Annotated in this window: 13 protein-coding genes; 5 read left to right on the plus strand and 8 right to left on the minus strand. The window is 51.4% G+C overall.

Annotation, left to right across the window (positions count from 1 at the left end; translation table 11 throughout):
- Positions 1-58: 58 nt before the first annotated feature.
- From Pan241w_RS13305 to Pan241w_RS13335, 7 genes are all read right to left on the minus strand, one after another.
- Positions 59-1,552 (minus strand): protein kinase domain-containing protein, encoded by a 1,494-nt coding sequence (locus Pan241w_RS13305; protein ID WP_145216359.1) that lies wholly within the window; start codon positions 1,550-1,552, stop codon positions 59-61.
- A gap of 249 nt (positions 1,553-1,801) precedes the next feature.
- Entirely contained in the window at positions 1,802-2,419 is a 618-nt protein-coding gene (locus Pan241w_RS13310) for a hypothetical protein (protein WP_145216362.1), read from the minus strand.
- Between the two features lie 110 nt (positions 2,420-2,529).
- On the minus strand, positions 2,530-3,930 hold the full coding sequence (locus Pan241w_RS13315) for a DUF1501 domain-containing protein (protein ID WP_145216365.1): 1,401 nt from the start codon (positions 3,928-3,930) through the stop codon (positions 2,530-2,532).
- A gap of 339 nt (positions 3,931-4,269) precedes the next feature.
- Positions 4,270-5,979, minus strand: coding sequence for a glycosyltransferase (locus Pan241w_RS13320; protein WP_145216368.1), 1,710 nt, complete (start codon positions 5,977-5,979; stop codon positions 4,270-4,272).
- Positions 5,980-6,023: 44 nt separating this feature from the next.
- The gene (locus tag Pan241w_RS13325) at positions 6,024-7,748 is read right to left on the minus strand and encodes an ArnT family glycosyltransferase (protein WP_145216371.1); all 1,725 of its coding nucleotides are present in this window, start codon (positions 7,746-7,748) and stop codon (positions 6,024-6,026) included.
- Positions 7,749-8,449: 701 nt separating this feature from the next.
- On the minus strand, positions 8,450-8,683 hold the full coding sequence (csrA, locus tag Pan241w_RS13330; RefSeq protein ID WP_145216374.1) for a carbon storage regulator CsrA: 234 nt from the start codon (positions 8,681-8,683) through the stop codon (positions 8,450-8,452).
- A 356-nt stretch (positions 8,684-9,039) separates the two neighbouring features.
- A complete protein-coding gene (locus tag Pan241w_RS13335) occupies positions 9,040-10,479 on the minus strand; it encodes a sulfatase family protein (protein WP_145216377.1) in 1,440 nt (479 codons plus the stop codon).
- Positions 10,480-10,685: 206 nt separating this feature from the next.
- Here Pan241w_RS13335 and Pan241w_RS13340 point away from each other — a divergent pair, with 206 nt between their 5' ends.
- The 5 genes from Pan241w_RS13340 to Pan241w_RS13360 all read left to right on the plus strand — a co-directional run bounded on the left by Pan241w_RS13340 (position 10,686) and on the right by Pan241w_RS13360 (position 19,159).
- Positions 10,686-12,998 carry a transglutaminase family protein gene (locus tag Pan241w_RS13340; RefSeq protein ID WP_145216381.1) on the plus strand — a complete coding sequence of 771 codons (2,313 nt, stop codon included), beginning with the start codon at positions 10,686-10,688 and terminating at the stop codon, positions 12,996-12,998.
- Positions 12,999-13,043: 45 nt separating this feature from the next.
- Entirely contained in the window at positions 13,044-14,060 is a 1,017-nt protein-coding gene (locus Pan241w_RS13345; RefSeq protein WP_145216384.1) for a hypothetical protein, read from the plus strand.
- 81 nt (positions 14,061-14,141) lie between these two features.
- Entirely contained in the window at positions 14,142-15,053 is a 912-nt protein-coding gene (locus tag Pan241w_RS13350; RefSeq protein ID WP_145216387.1) for a rhomboid family intramembrane serine protease, read from the plus strand.
- A 181-nt stretch (positions 15,054-15,234) separates the two neighbouring features.
- The gene (locus tag Pan241w_RS13355; RefSeq protein WP_145216391.1) at positions 15,235-17,925 is read left to right on the plus strand and encodes a M16 family metallopeptidase; all 2,691 of its coding nucleotides are present in this window, start codon (positions 15,235-15,237) and stop codon (positions 17,923-17,925) included.
- A 76-nt stretch (positions 17,926-18,001) separates the two neighbouring features.
- On the plus strand, positions 18,002-19,159 hold the full coding sequence (locus Pan241w_RS13360) for a glycosyltransferase (RefSeq protein ID WP_145216394.1): 1,158 nt from the start codon (positions 18,002-18,004) through the stop codon (positions 19,157-19,159).
- A 7-nt stretch (positions 19,160-19,166) separates the two neighbouring features.
- Here Pan241w_RS13360 and Pan241w_RS13365 read toward each other — a convergent pair whose 3' ends face one another.
- Positions 19,167-20,063 carry a hypothetical protein gene (locus Pan241w_RS13365; protein ID WP_145216396.1) on the minus strand — a complete coding sequence of 299 codons (897 nt, stop codon included), beginning with the start codon at positions 20,061-20,063 and terminating at the stop codon, positions 19,167-19,169.
- Between the last annotated feature and the right edge of the window lie 52 nt (positions 20,064-20,115).

Below are 20,115 nucleotides of genomic sequence, written 5' to 3' on the forward strand. Positions count from 1 at the left end.
AAGCGTGGTGACTGCGATATGTTCAGAGGCAGTCAAGCAAATTCGATCCCCAAAACACTCACATTCCCTCCCCCATCCTCCTGCCCACTTCTTTCGCACTGGGGCGGTTGGTCGGATCCATGGCGAACAGGTCGATCAGTTCGTTGCGGAATTCGCTGGGAATCTGCTCGGTCAGGGAGGCGACGAAATCGGGGCGCCATAAGGTGGCGATGATTTCGAGGGCCGTCATGTCGCGCATGACGGAAGTGCCTGAGAGCATCTGCACGAAAATTAAGCCCAGGGAAAAGATGTCGCTGGCTTCGCTCAATGCCGCGCCGCGGGCCTGTTCGGGTGACATGTACGCCGGGGTGCCGGAGATGCCGTTGGAGTGAGCCGCCGAGAGCGTCGCCGTTTCCACCGGATGGTTCTCGAACACGATCGTTTCTTCTAAATCCAGCGATGATAAGTCCGCTTCCGGCGTGGCGTCTGTGTTCGTTGTGACTGAGGCGGGGGGCTCACTGTCTGTACTGTCGCTGGTGACGGTTTCCCGTTGTTGAAACGAACGGGCCAGCCCGAAATCGACGATGACCGGCGTTTCTCCGTCGCGCAACAGAATATTCGCCGGCTTCAGATCGCCGTGGACGATCCCCTTTTCTTGAGCGGCCGCCAGGCCCAGGGCAATCTGCTGTGCGATTCGGCGGAACCGACGGTGGTCGCATCCGCTGCCAATCAGATCGGTGAGTGGTGCGCCGTCGATGTACTCCATGACAATCGTCGGCAGCGTGTCGATTAAATCCGCGGAATAGATCGTGCAGACATTCGGGTGGTTAATGCCGGCAGCCGCGCGTGCTTCGCGCAGGAGTTGTTTTTCGGTTTGATCATTCTGTTTCAGAATCACCTTGAGGGCGACTTTGCGTTCGAGTCGCAAATCGTCGGCTTCGAAAACCTGACCGAAGGCCCCCTGCCCCAACGCGCGGACGATGCGGTAATGGCCGAGCACCCGGCCCGACTTCAACAGCGACGCGGTATCCAGCACGCCATCGGCACGTTTCCAGTTGGCCGGACAGAGGCCGCCCGCCTGCAGTGCGTCTAAAATACGCAGGACGTCTTGCACATTCCGCCCCACGCTCAGATCGTAACTGGCGGCGAAACGCAGGATGCCTTCCGGGTCAATCAGAAACAGGCCGCGATTGGGCAGGCCGTCAGCTTCACGCCAGACACCAAAATACTGGCACAGCGCGCCCTCGGGATCAGCTGCAAGGGGAAAGCGGAGTCCTTCCACGCCGCCGTCATCGGCTGGAGTTTGAAGCCACTTCGCGTGTGTCTCAAGCGAGTCGATGCTCACGCCGAGCAGTTCGCAGTTGAGTTGATCAAACTGCGGCTTCTCCGCACTGAACCCGGTGAGTTCGGTGGGACAGACAAACGAGAAGTCATGCGGATAGAAGATGAGTGCCAGCCAGCGTCCCCGGTAATCTTCCGAGTTGATCTGCTGTTGTTGAAGCTGGGGAGTCACCGCGTGCAACTGAAAGGGACGAACCCGGGACCCAACGACGCAGCTTTGTTCGGAGTTCATCAACGATCCTTTAACACTGGTTAGTCAGAAAAGAGTCTTTCGCATTCCGGCCTGAATAACGAAATCCCTTCCCTGATACCATAAATCGGACGAAATAAACAGAACAGAGGCGTCAGGTCTCCTCAATATTTGACAAGACGCGTTTCAGAAGACGTACGGTCTATGCCAAAGACGTTAACCGGGGCTAACGCCCTGCGGCTAGTGGTCTTTTCCTGCTCGACGTACGAGAGCGAAAGACTCTTGAGACTGCTACTCGGCTTCTGTCGATTCGACACGCTGTGCCAGTTCTTTGCATTCGCGATAGGTTAGTTTGAAGTGAGACCGGAGTTGGCGGAAAATGTTTTGTTGATTGTCGGGTTGACCGTTGGGTTTGAGACGCAGGTGCCGATAGAGGGCTTCAGGGCCTGTTGAAATCGCCTGCTTCAGTTGAACCAGAGTTTCGCGCTGCTCGTCAGAAAGGCCCCGGGGCTCCAAACATTGTCGTTTCGTCAGTTGAGCAATTTCCTCAAGGGCTGCTTTACCAAACTCCGGGTCCGCTTCAATCACGGTACGCCACCAGTTTGCGGTCCGCTCCTGGCGGTCACGGTTGGACTTCATTTTTTTGACTGAGATCCTGCCGAGCAGCATTTGTTTCAATGAGCCGGTGGTATAGCCATTGGGGATCGCGACACATTTGCCGGCATTCCCCAGTTGTACAAACTCCTCCGGCGTCGTGCAGTAGGTCACGTTCTCGGAGCAGACATCGCAGAAACGAACGCCAGGCGTCTCGGTGGGAGTTAGTTCCGCCCATTGTTTGGGACAGAGATTGGAAAACGCATGTTCGCAATTCCAAAGCTGTGAATCCAGATTATTCAGCAGATCAGCCATGAGAGTAAGCTTAGTCTTGCCTCATCTATTTTGATAGAGTGAATTTGAATCTATCTAGCAAGAAAACGGTTTCAGGAACCAGATTTCCTCCTGTTGTGCTCCCCTGCCCATCAGATTAATTCGCTGATAGGAGCACCGTGCGGCAGGATGGGCATGGGGCGGCCGCTGCGGTCGAGGAATTCGTGGTTCTGGTCGATTCCCAGGAAGCGGTAGACGGTGGCCAGGAGGTCGTTGGGGTCCAGCTTGTTGTCCTTCGCGTATTCGCCTTTGGCGGTGGTGGAGCCGATCACCTGCCCCATGGGGGCGCCGCCTCCTGAGACGAGAACGGACATCGCACCCGGCCAATGGTCGCGGCCCGGTTGCATGACTTTGCTCTTGGTGCCCGGCTGAACCGTAATCCGTGGTGTGCGGCCGAACTCGCCCGAGACGACCAGCATCACTTTTTTATCGAGGACGCGTGCATAGATGTCTTCAATCAGAGCCGAGACGGCGCGATCAAAGGGCGGCATGCGGACGCCCAGATCGTAATACAGGTCGCCGTTAATGGCGTGGATGTCCCAGTTGGAATGGATGCGGTTTTTCTGTGTGCCGGGGACATCGGGGTTGTTCATATACATGGTGACAAAGCTGGTGCCGGCTTCGACAAGACGCCGGGCCAGTAACGCACGCTGACCCCATTTGTGACGACCATAGCGGTCGCGGGTGGCGTCACTCTCTTGCGTGAGATCAAACGCCTGCCGCGCTTTTTCGCTGGTCAACAGGCTGAGCGCCTGCTGGTTGATGTCATCCAGAGACTCCATCGAGCCGTTGAGGTCGGTGTCTTTTCGCATTTGATCGAATGCTTTTAAAAGTCCCACGCGATCATCGAGGCGGTTTTTCAGTCCATTGGATAACGACAAGTTGGGCACCTTATAACCGGGGGCGCCGGGATTGCCGCCCACGACAAACGGCATTGCCGATTCACCAAGATAGGCACTGCCCCCGCCATAGGCGCGGGGCGAACTGGCGACGTAGTTGGGAACACCGACACTGCGGTGCTCGCGCATTTTGGCCACGATCGGTCCTACGGTAGGAAATTCGGAAATCGGATTCACGCTCTGGGTTTTCCGGCCACTCAGAAACCGGACGGAGCCGCGGGCGTGTTGTGAGTCTTCATGCGAGATCGAACGGATGATGGAAAATTTGTCCGCCACCTTCGCATGCAGCGGCAAGAGTTCACAGATCTCGATACCCGGTGCGTTGGTCGCGATCGGGTTGAGCTGCCCCCGGTAATCGCTGGGGGCGTTGGGTTTCATGTCATACGTTTCCATATGACTGGGGCCACCCAAAAGCCAGATGAAGATGACCGCGGTATCGTCGTTTGAGTTGGTGCCGCCGGAGATCGCATTGGCCAGCGCCCGCTGCTGTAGCAACTCTGATAATCCGAGCCCCCCTAATGCCAGGTAGCCGGCTTCCAGGAAGCTGCGTCGGGACATGGGACCAGGACAAAAAACGGACTGATCAGAACTCATCAAGATACCTCTTATGTAAGAGTCAGGCGTTCGGAGTGTATCAGGTCAATAGGTAAGCCATAGGGAGGGATGCTGAATTTCGTAACTTTGTTAAGTTTAGTGTAACTGACGTTGAATCTCATCGCAAGCCGAAACCCGCGAGAATCGCTGACTGTTATAAGAGGTGTTTTAAGGGTCCGGTTTTGGTTCGACTGCTTGATTGAGAAGTCTCATCCGGTCCTATTGGAAAGTACGTTTAGAACGATTCAAAGTGAATGAGTAAGCCCAAGGTCGATGAGACAGAACAGGATTGAGACTGGAGTCGCTGACAGGCAAAGAGACCTGATTGACGAAAGAGAATCATTCTAACATTTCGTGTGGCTCTGGGTGTCCCGGTTCATTTTTGTTTTCCTGAGAATCATTCGCTGAGGTTAACTCGTGGATTCGGATTGCATTTTTTAATACCTGGTTTACACCGGGACGGGGCCGACATTCCACCAGAATCTGAAATGCAAATAAAGAGGGCCATAATTTTGCAAGCAGGTTGGCAGCCCAACCAAGCATACGACCTGTGCGACCTGGCATGACTGCTGAGAACGGAACACCAACCCCGTGTACCCGCTCTATTTCATATCCACAAACCCGTAGCATCTGTAACAGTGAGCGTTTTGTGAATAGTCGCTTGTGGGTGATGTCCAGAATTCCCCGTTCAGCGTATCGGAATTGGCCGAACAGCAAATTGAGCCTGATTGCTACAAATGCAATGTTGGGGGTTGATAGGATGAGCAGTGGTTGAGATGTGTTATTGTCCGTTGGGGGAGCGTCGTTCGTTGCTGGAGTGTTGTCGCGATGGTTTTGTGTGGATGAATTTGTTGAATCGGTTGCAGACGAGACGAAGGGAGGGTTCTGGTCTGGTTCTGATGGCATGGGTGCTTGAATCGCGTCTTCTGAATTCTCATGGTCTGCGTTGCGGATCGACAGCAAAAATTCTTCCGGATCCGCAAGGTGCTCAATGACGTCCAGCAACAGCATGGCGTCGAATTGAGAGATGGAAACGGGCAACGCGTCGTGTTCCAGATTGACAGAATGGAATTCTGTCATTGTCTTGGGGAGTGGCGTCACACAGTCGATGCCTGTGACCTGCATTCCGGATTGTTCGCAACGAGAAGCAACGTGTCCCAGACCACAGCCGATGTCGAGTACCTTCCGGGCATGATGTTTCTGCAACACATTCAGTGCTAGCGCGTGTGATGAATATTCGGCCTGGGTTTTGTCACGATATCGGTCTGAAGACAAGTTTCGTAACTTGAGTGAGCACAGCATGCCCCACTGATGCATCTTGAATTGTACCGTAGCAGTGACGACATCCCAGGCGTATTTCAAGCCCGGTACCCGACAAATTTCGTCGCCGTAGAAAGTCGGAATTTCAATTTCTCGTACGCTGGCTCCCACATGCGCAGCCTGCAACAGGATTTCTGTATCGAAGTGAAATTCGTTCGTATTGATTTCGAATGGGACACTTGCCAGGAATTTCGTTGAGTACGCACGATAGCCTGTGTGGTACTCGCTCAATTTCCAGCCCGTCAGCCAATTCTGAAACGTGGTCAGAATTCGGTTGCCAACCAGCTTGTAAAGCGGCATTCCCCCTTTGCGGGCGCTGCTGTTCGAATGCATTCGTGTGCCCAAAATCACGTCCGGTTGTGACTCGTTCCAGGTATTTAAAAACTCCGGCAGACGTTCGGGGGTATATTGTCCATCGCCGTGCAACAGGATCAAGCAGTCAAATCCTTCATCAACGGCTACCCGGAAACCGATTTTCTGGTTTCCCCCATATCCCTGGTTGACGCGATTTTTCAGAATCGTGACATTGTAGATGTCGTGGGCTTCCAGCCATTCTTTTAAAACTTGTGCTCCGTTGTCGGAGGATGCATCATCACTGACGAGGAAATGGATATCTGACCGATTGAACAAATCGTATGGAATCTGTTCAAACAAGTCGTACAAATGCTGCTCCGCTTCATAGGCGACAACATAGATAAGAAATCGGTGTGATGAGTGAGTCGTTTGCATCTGTTCGAAATGGAACCTTGCTTAATTATCTGAAGAGAGTTTTTCTATGACGCGTTTTTTTTGGCTGTGTCTTTGGGATGGCTGGTATCGCCGTTCGTTTCTTTCCGGGGGGGACGGAATTGTACGTGCAGGATCTGGTTATCCAGGTAACTTACTTTTTTAATGAGGCGTCCTGCTGGGAATCGTTTAAAGATTAATGAAGGATTATTTGCGGGTACCTCAAATCCGATGTATGTCACCCAGAGTGGTTTTACTGCATTCTCGCCAAAGACTTTTTTGAAGCTGGACCAGTCTGCGCGAAAGTCATACATATAAAACTGGAATTTGGGAATTGTCACGACTCGATAGCCTGCCATCTTATATTCAGTGTAACCGTTTCCGAGTGGCTTCCCGTGAATGATGGAATTGCCGACGAGGTAGTATTCCAGGACATTACGCGTACTGTCGTCGGTTAAAATGAGCCCACCTTCAGGGACGGTCTTTTTCAATAATGCAACTGCTTCACGCGCCATCGCGGGAGTTTGTGTCGTCTGCAGCTTCCAGACGTTTGGGTAAGCGTATGAATAAACCCACAAAGCGACAGTCAACGATACGATTGCCCCACGTATAAAACCGGGGCGTTTCAGCAGGGGCAAAGTCGCAGCCGAAAGTCCCAGTGCGACAAACGGAATAATCCATATCGAATGCCTCGTGTGACCCACGGGGTACACTCGGAAGTGAAACAGCAGCATTGCTACGATCATTGGCAGCAGTACCAGCAGACTACGTTCGACAGCAATCCATTTTGACCCGCTCTCGCGATATCCTTTCCGCAGTAAAACAATCGCGCCGAATACTACCATCCCGGTAATCAAAGGCCACATCAGACCAGCGTTATACTGAATAAATTCGACAACACGCATCATCGCGAGGTAGGCGGGGTGAGTCGTTGTCGGATCGTAGGCACTGTCAATCAGCCAGAAATCCCACATATCAGTCTGGAGTTCACTTTTGACGAATCGCCGAACATGCCCGAAGTACAAAGCGACACAGACACCAAGTAGTATCACTTGCAGAATGCCCCAGCTAATGACCGCACGTCGAGGCAGTGTGCCTGATAGAATTCGCAGAGTGATGAACAGCCCGAGCACGAGCATGATCCATGCCGCGCTATAGTGCGTCAGCATAGCCAGAGCCAGACAGCAGCCGCTTCCCGCCAGTGAAACAATTGATTGAGTACGCAGAAATCGCTCCTGGAAATAGAGAGCCGCGAAGAAAAACGTCAGCAGCAGTGTGTAACTCCGCATTTGCGCGCCGAGATGGATCATCGGCATCGAATATGTCAGAAATGCAAGGCCCACCAGTGCAGGACGTGGTCCGACTAATTCCTTGAGCCACATGAATCCAAAAACAAGAGCGGAAATACTAAACAGCAAGGCCGGCATTCGAAGCATTAGTTCGGAGTCACCAAGCTTCACCCAGAAGTGATAGATTAAGAACGTCAGCGGCGGGTGCGTATGGATGAGGCTGGCACGCCAGGCATCTGCCAGTGTGGTTTCCCTGGCGGCCTGGAAGTGCATTGATTCATCAAAATCAAGAAAGAAGGCTTCCAGTAACATTGCCCGGAAGACAATCCCCCCAAGAATAATCAGCGCCACTGCTAACCAGACCCAGTAAGAAGCAGTCGTACTAAAAGCTTCTTCGGTGTCGGTATTCAATACATTAGTAGGAAGTTCTGCCACTCTTTGTGGAGTTGATGTGGCCGAGCTTTCAGCTCCCCTGATGTCCATTATCGCCCTTAATTTTTCATCTTTATTGGCTTCACATGTCGGTTGAGGTGATGCGCTGAGCGCATTCGCTTGCCGTGAATACGTTTCGTGCCCAGTGAATCGTGTTCCGCTGACTGTTTTTGCGGGTGTCTTATTCTCTTTATCTTACCTATGCTTACGGCAAGGTTCTATCTGTAAATTCTCGTAAGAGGCATTATTTCTCGTGTTTCTTGCCAATAGAATTCAGCAATCTTTGTGCCCATCTCATAGGGAGGGAATTGCTTGCAGCATTCGGAATCCGCTCGTTTGTAGATGGCTGTAAGGTGCTTAGTGGTTCCAGCTTAAGATTCTTATCAAATCCGAAAAAACTGTTAAAATTCATTTACATTTGATGAAAGCCGGGACCGATGCACGGGCGGTTGTACTTTGCTCTGCCTGGGAAGAGATGAAGGTATTCTGCTAATGAGATCACTTTCGACGGCCTGGCTGTCGAAAACTGGGTGCCGAGTGATTGTACATCTCGGGTGATCAAAGTTCGTTGAGATCTGTCAGAATGTGAAGCGACACAAAAGAAATTGAGTCCACAGGCAAGAAATGCGCAGCCTCAATTCTTTCAAGCTGACCTTGAGGAGTACATGAGGGGATCGAAACTGGTGTCGCTGAAATAAGAAGGAGAGCTACGAAGAGCTCTCCTTCTTGTCGTTGAATTTGCGGTTCGTTACTCAGGAAATGCTGCCACAGAAGGCGAGGGAGAATTGGGAATTTTCTCGTGTTCCTTCTTGTGATGCAGGCTCCTGTGTCACGGTCTGTTTGACCTGCTCGGGGCGGGAAATCTGAATCTCCCGGGGGGCGGCAATGCCGATGCGGACGGTCCCTTTTCTGGTTTCCAGAATGGTCACCTGGACGTTGTCGCCAATTTGAATCGTTTCGTTGACTTTGCGGGATAAGACCAACATTTGAAGACTCCTTCTTGCAATGTGGATGGTGTGTGTGGAACAATCTTTTGGATTGCCAGTGCGGGGTGAAGTCATCTAATTCTGCAAGGGATAGATGAATTCGGTTGTTTAGCCAGACAGTGCAAAATGCTGGCTCAGAAACAAAGGCAACCAAAAAATACGATTGAACTAGTTGTGCAGCTCAATTCAGCAAAATATTGCTGTCGCGTATCTCAATTTTTGAAAGGCTCGCTCCTCCAGCGGCGAGCATGCGGCCGGCTCCTGCCGGGCAAGTTGTTGATTGCTGGCGCGAAATTTACCTCCCCCCGCGTTTTTTGGCAAGAGCAGTTTTTACTTTTTTACAAAAAAATTTTGAGCTAGGTCCCCTGCTCCTTTTGAGACAGGACTTTGTCGTCAATTGACTTCATCCGGGAGAGGATTTTCTGGTGCAGTTGCTTGCGGATTTTGATGACCTGGGGATCCTGGGAGTTGATCAGGTTGGTCGTTTCTGCAGGATCTTCCGTGAGGTGATACAGTTCATCCCGCCTTGGGTTTAAGAAGTCCCGGATCAGCTTCCATTCCGGGGTGCGATACATCCGCATGTGAGTTTTTGACTGGTGTTTGGTGCTGTATTCCGCGTAGAAATCGTTGTCCCACTCGGCCTGTGATCCCTTTTTCAGCAAGGGAACGATGCTGCGACCTCGGATGGTCAGATTGGCTGGTTGGGAAACCTGAGCCATTTCGAGCAGTGTCGGAAACCAGTCCAGATTGGAGACGGTCTGCTTGACGATCTGATTGGGCTGCGTCACGCCCGGCCAGAGGACCGCAGTGGGAATCTTGAGCGAGTTGTCATACATATTAGGGCGCTGGCCTGCTGGTATATTGGGAGTCGGTTTGGGATTTTTGTTAAGCACCCAATGTCCGTTGCCTTTATGCCAGATTCCGTTGTGTCCCATGTTATAGCCGTGATCACTGGAGAAGATGATGACCGTGTTCTGATCCAGCTGCTTTTGTTTCAATTCCTGGAGCAGGCGTCCCACATTGCGATCTACGCTGGCGACACTGGCCAGATATTCGCGCGTCATTTTCTTGACTCGTTCTACATTCAAATCGGGATAGTCCGGGTTGGGAATTTGTGGATCGAGGTCTTTAAAGGGCGCCCAGTCTTCATCGGCGACCGGCAGCCAGCGGGTGTGCGGTGCTCTGAAGTGCAGCGACAGCATGAACGGCGTCCCCTGCTCTTTGTTGATAAATCGAATCGCATCATCCACCAGAATGTCCGGGAGCAGCCCTTTCAGTTTCGTGTCTTTGCCGTTCACTTCGAGTGTGGGATCTTTCGGCACATTGCCTCCACTGCGGAAGCCCATGAAATAGTCATAGCCAAATTGCGTGGGATGATGCTTGTCGAGCAGGCCCAGATGCCATTTCCCAATCAGACCGGTGCGATAGCCGGCATCTTGCAGGAGTTTCATCCAGGTCACGGTATCAGGTTTTAAGCCATGCTCCGGTTCCGTACGGGGATGAATCCAATCGGTGATTTCCAGTTCCGATCCGTAGCGGCTGGCGACCAGACTGGCACGCGAAGGACTGCAGACCGGCGTCGTGGTGAAGGAGTTGACCAGATACGCGCCTTCCTGAAAGATCCGATCGATGTTTGGTGTTTTGGCATGCGGGTGCCCGGACTTTCCCAATGCCCAGGGAGCCTGATCATCGGTGAAAATGAACAGAATGTTCGGCTGGGAAGCTGCTTCTGTCTGAGTGGGTCCCAGATGGAAGAAAAACGGCAGAAAGACAAATGTGATCAGAAGAAAGCGCATGGGAATTGCCTCAGATTTTGTTTCAGAATTCGAATCAGTTCAGGCTTCCAGCTTGTCATCTGATACGGGACGCGTCAAGTGTTCTCGTTTTCTGCGGGGAAGAACGCGAATCCGGGGCTTCTTTTTTGCATTCTGTGGCTAAAGAAAATACAATACTGGCTACGAAGTGCGCTTTCCTCTTTTTCCTTCCAGTGGGATCTCTTCTAATGGTCAAACCGCAAAATCAGTTTGTGCAATACGAACGGTGGTATAGAGTCTCGATATGGTCTGGCTTGTTTGTGCTCTGTTTGATTCCAATAACCCTTGCGGCGGAGACTGATTCGGACCAGCCGATTGCCGCGAAGCGTCCTGTCGTTAATCAGCCTGATTCTAATCATATTCTGACGGTGGAAGAGTTAGCCGAGAAAGCCAAAGAATCGGTGGCCTCCGTTTCCTTTGCGGGGCGAGATGGACAGCAGGCCGGTTTGGGGACCGGTTTTGTCATCTCCGCGGACGGGTTGATCGCGACGAACCTGCATGTGATTGGAGAAGCACGACCGATTACCGTGCAGCTTTCCGACGGCGAGAAATATGACGTCAAAGAAGTGTATGCGACGGATCGGCAGATGGATCTGGCGGTGTTACGAATCGACGCCAAAGATTTGACGCCGCTACCCCTGGCGGAACCCGAGACATTGAAGCAAGGGGCGGATATTGTCGTGCTCGGAAATCCGCAGGGGCTGCGCTACAGTGTCGTCAAAGGGGTGAATTCCGGAACCCGGGAGATTGACGGCAAGCCGATGATCCAACTGGCGATTCCGATTGAACCCGGAAACAGTGGCGGCCCCGTACTCGATTCCCTGGGACGCGTGCAGGGAATTGTGACTTTGAAATCAGCGGTGACCAGGAACCTGGGATATGCCGTCAATATCAGTGCACTGAAGCAACTGCTGGAGAAGCCGAATCCGGTGCCCATTAATCGCTGGCTCACGATCGGAACACTGGATGAGCGGCTCTGGAAGCCGTTGTTCGGTTCGCGCTGGCGACAGCGGGCCGGCCGAATCATGGTGGATGGCTTTGGTTCCGGCCTGGGCAGCCGTTCGTTGTGCGTTTCACAGGAAGCACTGCCGGAGCTGCCTTATGAAATTGCGGTCGAGGTCAAGCTGGATGATGAATCGGGGGCGGCCGGCCTGATTTTTTATTCCGATGAAAATACGAAGCACTACGGTTTTTATCCCAGCAATAAAAGTTTGCGCATCAGTCGTTTTGACGGACCCGATGTGTTTTTGTGGCGTGTGCTGGAAGAGAAGAAAAGCAATTCGTATCGTGACGGAGAATGGAATCAGTTGAAGGTTCGTCTCGAAGCCGAACGTATTGTATGCTATGTCAATGATGACCAAGTCTTTGAGGTGAAGGACCAACGCTATACCCAAGGCAAAGTAGGACTGGCGAAATTTCGCAACACGGTGGCCTCCTTCCGGGGATTTCAGGTGGCCTCCGAAATTGCCCCTTATCGGCCTTCCAAAGAAACCGCACAGAAGATTCTGGATCTAACCGAAGACCTACGAGTGGATCGACCCCCGAAAGAAGAGCTGATCGAAGAGGTCGTCAAAGAGACGGATCAAAAACGGGCACAGCAGGCATTGCAGGAACGGGCACGATTGCTCAAGAAGCAGGCGGAGCGTCTGCAACAGTTGGCGCAGTCGATTCATGAGCGTGCGGTGCGGGATGAACTGCGGGCGCTGTTTACCGATAAGAAAGAAGCAGACATCGATTTGTTGTCTGCGGCCCTGCTGGTGGCACGACTCGATAATTCTGAAGTGGAATTAAAGGCCTATCTCAATCAGGTCTCTAGTATGGTGAATGAGATTCAGAAGACACTGCCTGCAGATGCGAACGCGAAAGCAAAGCTCAAGGCGTTGAATCAATATCTGTTTCATGAAACCGGCTTTCACGGCAGCCGTACCAATTATTACAGTCGCTCAAACAGTTATATTAATGAAACGATCGAAGATCGCGAAGGGCTGCCGATTACTCTGGCGATTCTGTATATGGAACTGGGACGCCGCCTGGGACTGGATATCGAAGGCGTTGGTCTGCCCGGCCATTTTGTCGTTCGCGTGAACTCGACCGCCGAGAAAGGCGAGTTGGTTGATGTATTTGAAAGTGGCGCGATATTGAGTGATGAAGCCGCCAAGGTCATGATTGTCTCTGCCAACAGCGGCCAGTTTGATGAATCGTTTCTGGAAGCACAGCCGAAGCGGGAAATTATCAAACGCATGTTGCGGAATCTGTTGAATCTGGCGCGGGACAGTGAAGACGTTCAATCGATGTTGCGCTATGTTGAGACAATGATTGCCATTGATGACGAGTTGTTGCAGGAACGCTGGTTGCGGGCGGTGCTGCGTTATCAAACCGGGCGGATTACAGAAGCGATGGCGGACGCCGACTATCTGCTGGAAAAATCTCCCGAGGGCTTTGACCTGCGTCGGATTCATGAGTTCCGAAATTATCTGGAGACGGTCAAGCAGTCGGAATAGAGTATGTTTTTCCTGGCGGTTGCAAATTAAAGGTGGAGACGTCGTATGAGTCTGGTGAAGCAGTTTCTGATTTTGTCGGCTTTGATGGTTTATGTGACCATTTCAATGGGAGCACACCCCTACTCTGCGCCCGGCGTCACCAGTCTGACCAATCCCAGTGTGAAGTATAAGCTGACAGATCAACATGCGGTTGTTTTAAAGCGGGGTAAGGTCACCACGATCATCGTGGATAACGCGGCCATTGATACCGCGCAGCTTCCCGGTCATCGCGCCGGTTATAATGGAGTGGCGTCGCTGAAGTACGAGGGGCAAACTGAAAATCTGTTTGTGCCTGCGGTGGCGGGCCTGAATTTTGAACACATTCACGATGGAACGCCCGCGCTAAAGGAAAAATTCGAGCCCCGTAAACATCCGATGCAACTCCGGATCATTTCCGACGACACGGTCGAACTGTATCAGTCGCCGACCCCGAACTGGAAACTGGAGAGTTGCGGCCGCTATCAGTTGCTGGATGACGGCACGATTGAATATACGTTTGAATGTATTCCGCGTGCGGCTCTGTTTAAAAAGGGTTATATAGGTCTGTTTTGGGCCAGCTACATGCAGGCTCCGGAAGATCGCCGGATCTATTTTTACGGAAAAGCAAAGTCGGCTCTCAATCAAGGCGAATCTCTGATTGCCGCCCGAACGCCCGCGCATGGAGTGGACAGCACGCATCCCCCCGACAATGCCACGTTTTTCCCGGATGTGTCGGCTGAATTTCCGCTGACCCTGGTGAACCATCCTTCGCGGTATGTTTATTCGCAGCCATGGTTCTATGGTATTCGCCAGAAATATTCCTATACTCAGATGTTTCGTAAGCGTGATCAGATCTGGTTTGCGCAATCTCCTACGGGAGGCGGGAAACAGAACCCCGCCTGGGATTTTCAATGGTTTATTCCCGATTACAAAGTGGGTGAGGCTTACGGATTTGTCATGCGGGCGCATTATGCACCCTGGACCGATCACGACACATTACAACATACCATTCAAAAACATTTATCTGCTCTGACTCAAAAATAATTTCGACAACAACTTCTCGGAATAAACTGGTTTCAGGATCAAAATCAGGTTTGTTGTCCAAAGCATGGATTGATTTAAACAATGAGAAAAATTGGCTCGCTCGAATCCGAGCAGCAGGCAAGGCATTTTGCAGACTATCTGCTGACGCAGGGAGTCGACATTAATGTGGAGACATCCGGCGATCAATGGTCGGTCTGGGTGTTAGATGAAGATCAGGTCGAACAGTCCAAAGCGGAGCTCGCCGAGTTTTCCAGGAATCCGGAAGCCGAAAAATATCTGAGTGCTCGGCTGCAGGCGAATGAAATTCGCGATGCACGAATCAAAAAAGTGCGCGAGGATGCAAAAAAGCGGGTTGATGTACGCGAGACCTGGAATCGCCCGTTTACCAGCCGTTGTCCGGTGACCTCTTTGCTGATCGGCGTGAGTATTGTTGTATTTTTATTCATGCAATCAAACGAATATGAGAATCGGGTCAGGCAGGCATTGAGTATCTGCACGTTCAAAACATCAGGCAACATGATAAGCTATGATACCCGCTTAATGGAAGTGCGCGATGGCGAAGTCTGGAGACTGGTGACACCGATCTTTATTCATTTTGGCGTGTTTCACATTTTGTTTAACTCAATTATGACCTATCAGCTGGGAGGCGCGATTGAAATGAATCGCGGCAGTACCCGGCTGGCGTTGCTGGTTTTAGTGACGGCGATTCCGTCTAATCTCGCACAGTTTTACTGGTCTGGTCCCGGCTTTGGTGGTTTATCGGGGGTTGTGTATGGCATGTTTGGTTATATGTGGATGAAGAGCCAGTTTGATCCGAGATCGACTTTTTATATTCCACCCAATATGGTGTTTATTCTGATCGGCTGGTTTTTTCTCTGTATGACCGGCCTGGTTGGGAATGTTGCCAATCTTGCACATGGGTTTGGTCTGGTTACCGGCATGGTAATCGGCATAGGATCGTCGTTTTTAAGGCAAGCCGGCAAATCAAGGTGAACTGAGCGATTTCTGACAGACGGTGATTGTTGACGTTCAGAGAATCGCCTATAATTCTCACAGAAGTCGACAAAGACTGTTGAGTTAAGGACCATCAATATTGCTGACCCTCTCAAGTGGAGCGAATTTTCGGATGATGAATCGACAAAAATGGAGTTTAATCGCAGGGGTATTTTTAGTAATGAGCTTTGCTTCCCACACCTCTCTTTCAGCAGCGGGAGACCCTGCTCCTCCTGAAAAAATCAGAACCGTAGAAGGCATAACCGAGTATTCACTGGAAAACGGCATGAAAGTGCTGCTATTTCCCGATCCTTCCAGCCCCAAGGTGACGGTCAATTTGACCCTGCTGGTTGGCTCCCGTCATGAAGGTTACGGCGAGACCGGTATGGCGCACCTCCTGGAGCATATGTTGTTCAAAGGCACGCCTACGCATCAAAATATCCCGAAGGAACTGCAGGCCCGTGGTGCTCAGTTTAACGGGACAACCTGGTATGACCGTACGAATTATTACGAAACTCTGCCCGCCAGCGAGGACAATCTGGAGTTCGCGCTGAAGATGGAAGCCGACCGCATGATGAACAGTTATGTGAAGGCCGAAGATCTGGCATCAGAAATGACCGTCGTGCGGAACGAGTTTGAACGCGGAGAAAACAGCCCTTCACGCATGCTGATGCAGAAAGTGATGGCGTCTGCTTTTGAATGGCATAACTACGGGAAATCGACCATTGGTAACCGGGCCGACATCGAGCGGGTTCCCATCGATCGCCTGAAAGGGTTTTACCAGAAATATTATCAGCCGGATAATGCCGTGCTGATCGTGGCGGGGAAATTCGAGCAGGCCGAAGCACTGAAGCTGATCAACAAATATTTCGGCACGATCCCCCGCCCCGAGCGAAAACTGGATAAAACTTATACGGAAGAGCCAGCCCAGGAAGGCGAGCGCATCATCACGCTGCGCCGGATTGGTGAAGTTCCTTCCGTTGGGGTGGTGTATCACATTCCGGCAGCCGCCCATAAAGATATGGCGGCTTTGGATGTGCTGGAGTCAACGCTGACCGATGATCCGGCGGGCGTTCTCTATCAGGCACTGGTCAAAACCAAGAAAGCCTCCAGTGTCTCAGGATCGATCTTTGCACTGCATGATCCGGGCGTATTGCGACTGATGGTGGAAATCGTCAAAGGCAACGATCCGCAGGTCATTTTGGGGATTCTGTTTGATACGCTGCAGGAAGTCCGCGAGAAAGGAATCTCCCCTGAAAATGTGGCGCGTGCCAAAGAAAAACTGCTCAAGCAATACGAACAGGCTGAGAATAACAGTTCCCGTCTGGCTGTTGAACTGTCTGAATGGGTGGCGATGGGAGACTGGCGGCTCCGATTTCTGTATCGGGATGCACTGGAGAAAGTCACTCCCGAAGATGTGAAACGCGTTGCAGACGAGTATCTGAGAGCCAACAACCGGACGGTCGGAATCTTCGAGCCGGTCAAGGAAAGTCAGAAAGTGGCAATCCCACAGGTCGCCGACATCGAAAAAATGATTGGCGACTACAAAGGACGTGAAGCGGTTGCGATGGGAGAAGACTTCGACGTCTCTCCCGAAAATATCGACAAACGCACGACCGTCAAAACATTGCCGGGCGGCGTCAAAGTCGCTTTGCTTTCGAAGAAAACACGCGGCGAAGAAGTCAATCTGACGATGACCCTGCGATATGGAAATCTGGAAAATCTGCAAGGCAAACGGACTGCCTCTGAGTTTCTACCGGTGATCATGAAGCGGGGAACAAAGAATAAAACCCGTCAGGAAATTGAAGACGAACTGAATAAGTTACGTGCGCAATTAAATCTTTCCGGATCGGCCGGCGTAGTGAACGTGGGCATTAAAACCCGCAAAGAGAGTCTGGGGAAAGTATTAGAGATCCTCAAAGAGATTCTCCGCGAGCCAACCCTGCCCGCAGCAGAGCTGGAACTTTTGAAAACCCAGCAAGTCGCGATGCTGGAAAAACAGAAAACCGATCCGCAGTCTCGGGCGATTCTGTCAGTACGCCGTCAATTGAGACCATATAGTGAGCAAGACCCCCGTTACGTGCCTGATATTGATCAGGAAATTGCGCGCGTCAAAGCCCTTTCGCAAAGTGATCTGCAATCGTTGTACGAGAATTACCTCGGTGCGTCGGTGGGTGAAATTGCGGTTGTCGGCGATTTTTCTGAAGAGGAAGTCTATTCACAACTCGGGTCTGTTCTGGAAAACTGGGAATCGAAAGCCGCCTATGCTCACATTCCTGCAGAGGCACACGATATTCCTGGAAAGCTGACAGAAATCATCATTCCCGATAAAGCAAATGCCTTCTATTTTGGCGGTCTGACTTTTCCGATGAACAGCACGTCTCCCGACTATCCGGATCTGATTGTCGCTGGTTCGGTGCTCGGTTCGAGTGGACTCTCTTCGCGACTGGGGGATCGTGTGCGCCAGAAAGAAGGGCTCGCGTATGGTGTGGGTGCATTTATCCACGCTGACACGATTGATATGCGTGGCTCGATTTCCCTTTATGCCAGCTGTAATCCCGATAATATGGAGAAAGTCGAAACTGCCATCAAAGAAGAGTTGGCACTGTTGATCTCCAAAGGGATTACGAAAGAAGAACTGGCGAATGCTCAGAAAGGTTATTTAGAGAAGCAGGAAGTTTCGCGGACCAGCGATGCTTCACTGGCCTCGATTCTGTCAACGAATTTATTCGCCGATCGGAATATGACCTACTATTCAGAGCTGGAACAGAAAATCAATGCGGTGACTACTGACGCAGCGCAACAGGCGTTTGCGAAGTACATTCACCCCGAAAATCTGATTATTGTTGTTTCCGGCAGCTTGAAGAAATAGGAGTCAGCTGGTTCGTTCCAGTGAAATGGAGTACAAGAAGTTCGGTTCCTCTTGATGGCCTGCTATTGAGCATTCGATGACTAAAAAGATACGGATTCTTTTTGCGATTGGAAGCCTGGGAGGAGGGGGAGCCGAACGTGTGCTGCTGGATCAACTGGCCCGATTGGATCGTGACCAGTTTACGCCACTGTTATATCTGGTTTCGCACTCGGGTTCGCTTTTGGAAGAGCTTCCCGAAGATGTGCCTGTGTATGCGTTCTCTTCACGGAATGCCACGCCGCGCTGGAACTGGCCTGGCCGAATTCATCGCCAACTGGTTTCTGATCTGGCACGTGTGATTCAAGAACAGCAGGTTGATCTGGTGTTCGATCATACGTTTCATATGACACTGATCGCAGGACCCGCTACGAGAAAAACGAAGACCCCGAGACTCTCTCTCATTGTCTGTGATCCGGAACAGGATCTTACCAACAGTGAAAGCCGATTCCTGTTCTTCAAAAAACGTCTGTTGCAACAGGCATATCATTCGGCGGATACCGTGATTGCTGTTTCTGAAGGAGTAAGGCAGGCGGCGATTGCATATTACGATTTAGATCCCGCGCTCGTGCAGACGTTTTATAATCCGGTCAATCTGGAACGCATCGATGCGCTCTACGCTCAGGGGGACTTGCGGCTGGACCTCGACAAATTTCATGTTGTCAGTTGCGGGCGATTGCATCCGCAAAAAGGGTTTGGTTATCTGCTGGAGGCGGCTGAAAAACTGATCTATCAGAATGGTCTGACCGATTTACGCTTTCATATTCTGGGAGAAGGTCCGAGTCGGGAAGAATTACAGCGACAGATCAAGCAGCGTCGGCTGGGTGAAGCTGTTTTACTGGAAGGGTTTCAGGACAACCCGTTTCAATATTATCGCGAGGCACAATTGTTTTGTCTGCCTTCCCTGTATGAAGGGTTTGGCCTGGTGCTGGCGGAGGCGATGGCGTGTCGGATTCCCGTACTTTCGACGGATTGTCCCAGCGGTCCTGCTGAAATTCTGGAGAACGGAAAATATGGTCGTCTGGTTCCTCCCGCCAATGCGGATGCGCTGGCCGACCAGATTGCCGATGCTGTTTCCGACTATGAAGCCTGGCAAACACTTGTGCCCGCGGCGCGGGAGCGTGTGGAAACGATGTTTGATGCGGGGGCAGTGATGCGAAAATTCGAATCACTCTTCGAGCGCATCGCGGCGAAATAAGACTCCATTACTTCTTCGGAGTCAGGTAGATCCAGTCCATCAGGGACGCGCGGTTTTCCCGCAATAATTCTCGCCGCTGATTCAGATCGTAGTCTGCCAGTTCTTCGATGGGATACGTTCGCGCTTTTTCATTGTCGTCCGTACTTTGAATCATCATGATTTCATGTGTATTCGCAAACCGCTGTTTAATTGTTTCCGAGATCGTCATGTCGATGAAATCATGTAATTCAATCAGCAGGTCGCATTGTTTCAGGTGAGGGACGACCTCTGCGGTAAAGAGTTCTACTTCGTAGCCTTCACAGTCGCAGATGATGAGTCCCCTGCCCTTGATTGGGATGGAGATCAGCGTTTCCGGATCGCAGGAGTCGTGAATCTGAATTCTCTGCTCACACTGATTGAGTTGTGCCAGCTGGAAACAATATTCTCGTTTTGATGGAATCAGATCGTAGGCGTAAACTTTGGCTTCGGGGAATTTCAATGCGCAGCCGACAGTATAAAAGCCTTCCGCACAGCCGACATTGATGATTTCCGAATAAGCCCGGTTGTTCAACGTGTTGATAATCGGATGCAGTTCGCGCTCGTACGAGCCGATCAGTTTGGGGAACAGATTGCCGCACATCGGATTAATTTCAGCATATTCAACCTGCTTGATGGTTCCGCGGCGAATTGCATCGGCCGGGTATTTTAAGCCTTGAAACGGGCCGTGCTGAACCGTCAGATCCGGGCAGAAGCGCTCGATGGCGGTCACTTCAAGCGGGATGCCGCGCAACCTTTGTTTCTGAACGCGGTGTTCCCATTCCATAAAGCGTGCCAGTTGCAGAAATGAAGCGTCCAGAAATTTCCAGACGAAATCAACCTGAATGATACGGGAGACTGCTTTTTTTAAGTTCGATTTGAAGCTCATGGTTTTGATTTCTAAAGGAACTTGATTAGCAGTGTTTGTGAGCTGATTGTGA

The organism is Gimesia alba, from assembly GCF_007744675.1.
Lineage (GTDB): Bacteria > Planctomycetota > Planctomycetia > Planctomycetales > Planctomycetaceae > Gimesia > Gimesia alba.

What these genes read in the sequence shown, in the direction of transcription:
- Pan241w_RS13305 (WP_145216359.1), bottom strand. Translation starts at nt 1,552, where the DNA reads ATGAACTCCGAACAAAGCTGCGTCGTTGGGTCCCGGGTTCGTCCCTTT.
- Pan241w_RS13310 (WP_145216362.1), bottom strand. Translation starts at nt 2,419, where the DNA reads ATGGCTGATCTGCTGAATAATCTGGATTCACAGCTTTGGAATTGCGAA.
- Pan241w_RS13315 (WP_145216365.1), bottom strand. Translation starts at nt 3,930, where the DNA reads ATGAGTTCTGATCAGTCCGTTTTTTGTCCTGGTCCCATGTCCCGACGC.
- Pan241w_RS13320 (WP_145216368.1), bottom strand. Translation starts at nt 5,979, where the DNA reads ATGCAAACGACTCACTCATCACACCGATTTCTTATCTATGTTGTCGCC.
- Pan241w_RS13325 (WP_145216371.1), bottom strand. Translation starts at nt 7,748, where the DNA reads ATGGACATCAGGGGAGCTGAAAGCTCGGCCACATCAACTCCACAAAGA.
- csrA (WP_145216374.1), bottom strand. Translation starts at nt 8,683, where the DNA reads ATGTTGGTCTTATCCCGCAAAGTCAACGAAACGATTCAAATTGGCGAC.
- Pan241w_RS13335 (WP_145216377.1), bottom strand. Translation starts at nt 10,479, where the DNA reads ATGCGCTTTCTTCTGATCACATTTGTCTTTCTGCCGTTTTTCTTCCAT.
- Pan241w_RS13340 (WP_145216381.1), top strand. Translation starts at nt 10,686, where the DNA reads ATGGTCAAACCGCAAAATCAGTTTGTGCAATACGAACGGTGGTATAGA.
- Pan241w_RS13345 (WP_145216384.1), top strand. Translation starts at nt 13,044, where the DNA reads ATGAGTCTGGTGAAGCAGTTTCTGATTTTGTCGGCTTTGATGGTTTAT.
- Pan241w_RS13350 (WP_145216387.1), top strand. Translation starts at nt 14,142, where the DNA reads ATGAGAAAAATTGGCTCGCTCGAATCCGAGCAGCAGGCAAGGCATTTT.
- Pan241w_RS13355 (WP_145216391.1), top strand. Translation starts at nt 15,235, where the DNA reads ATGAGCTTTGCTTCCCACACCTCTCTTTCAGCAGCGGGAGACCCTGCT.
- Pan241w_RS13360 (WP_145216394.1), top strand. Translation starts at nt 18,002, where the DNA reads ATGACTAAAAAGATACGGATTCTTTTTGCGATTGGAAGCCTGGGAGGA.
- Pan241w_RS13365 (WP_145216396.1), bottom strand. Translation starts at nt 20,063, where the DNA reads ATGAGCTTCAAATCGAACTTAAAAAAAGCAGTCTCCCGTATCATTCAG.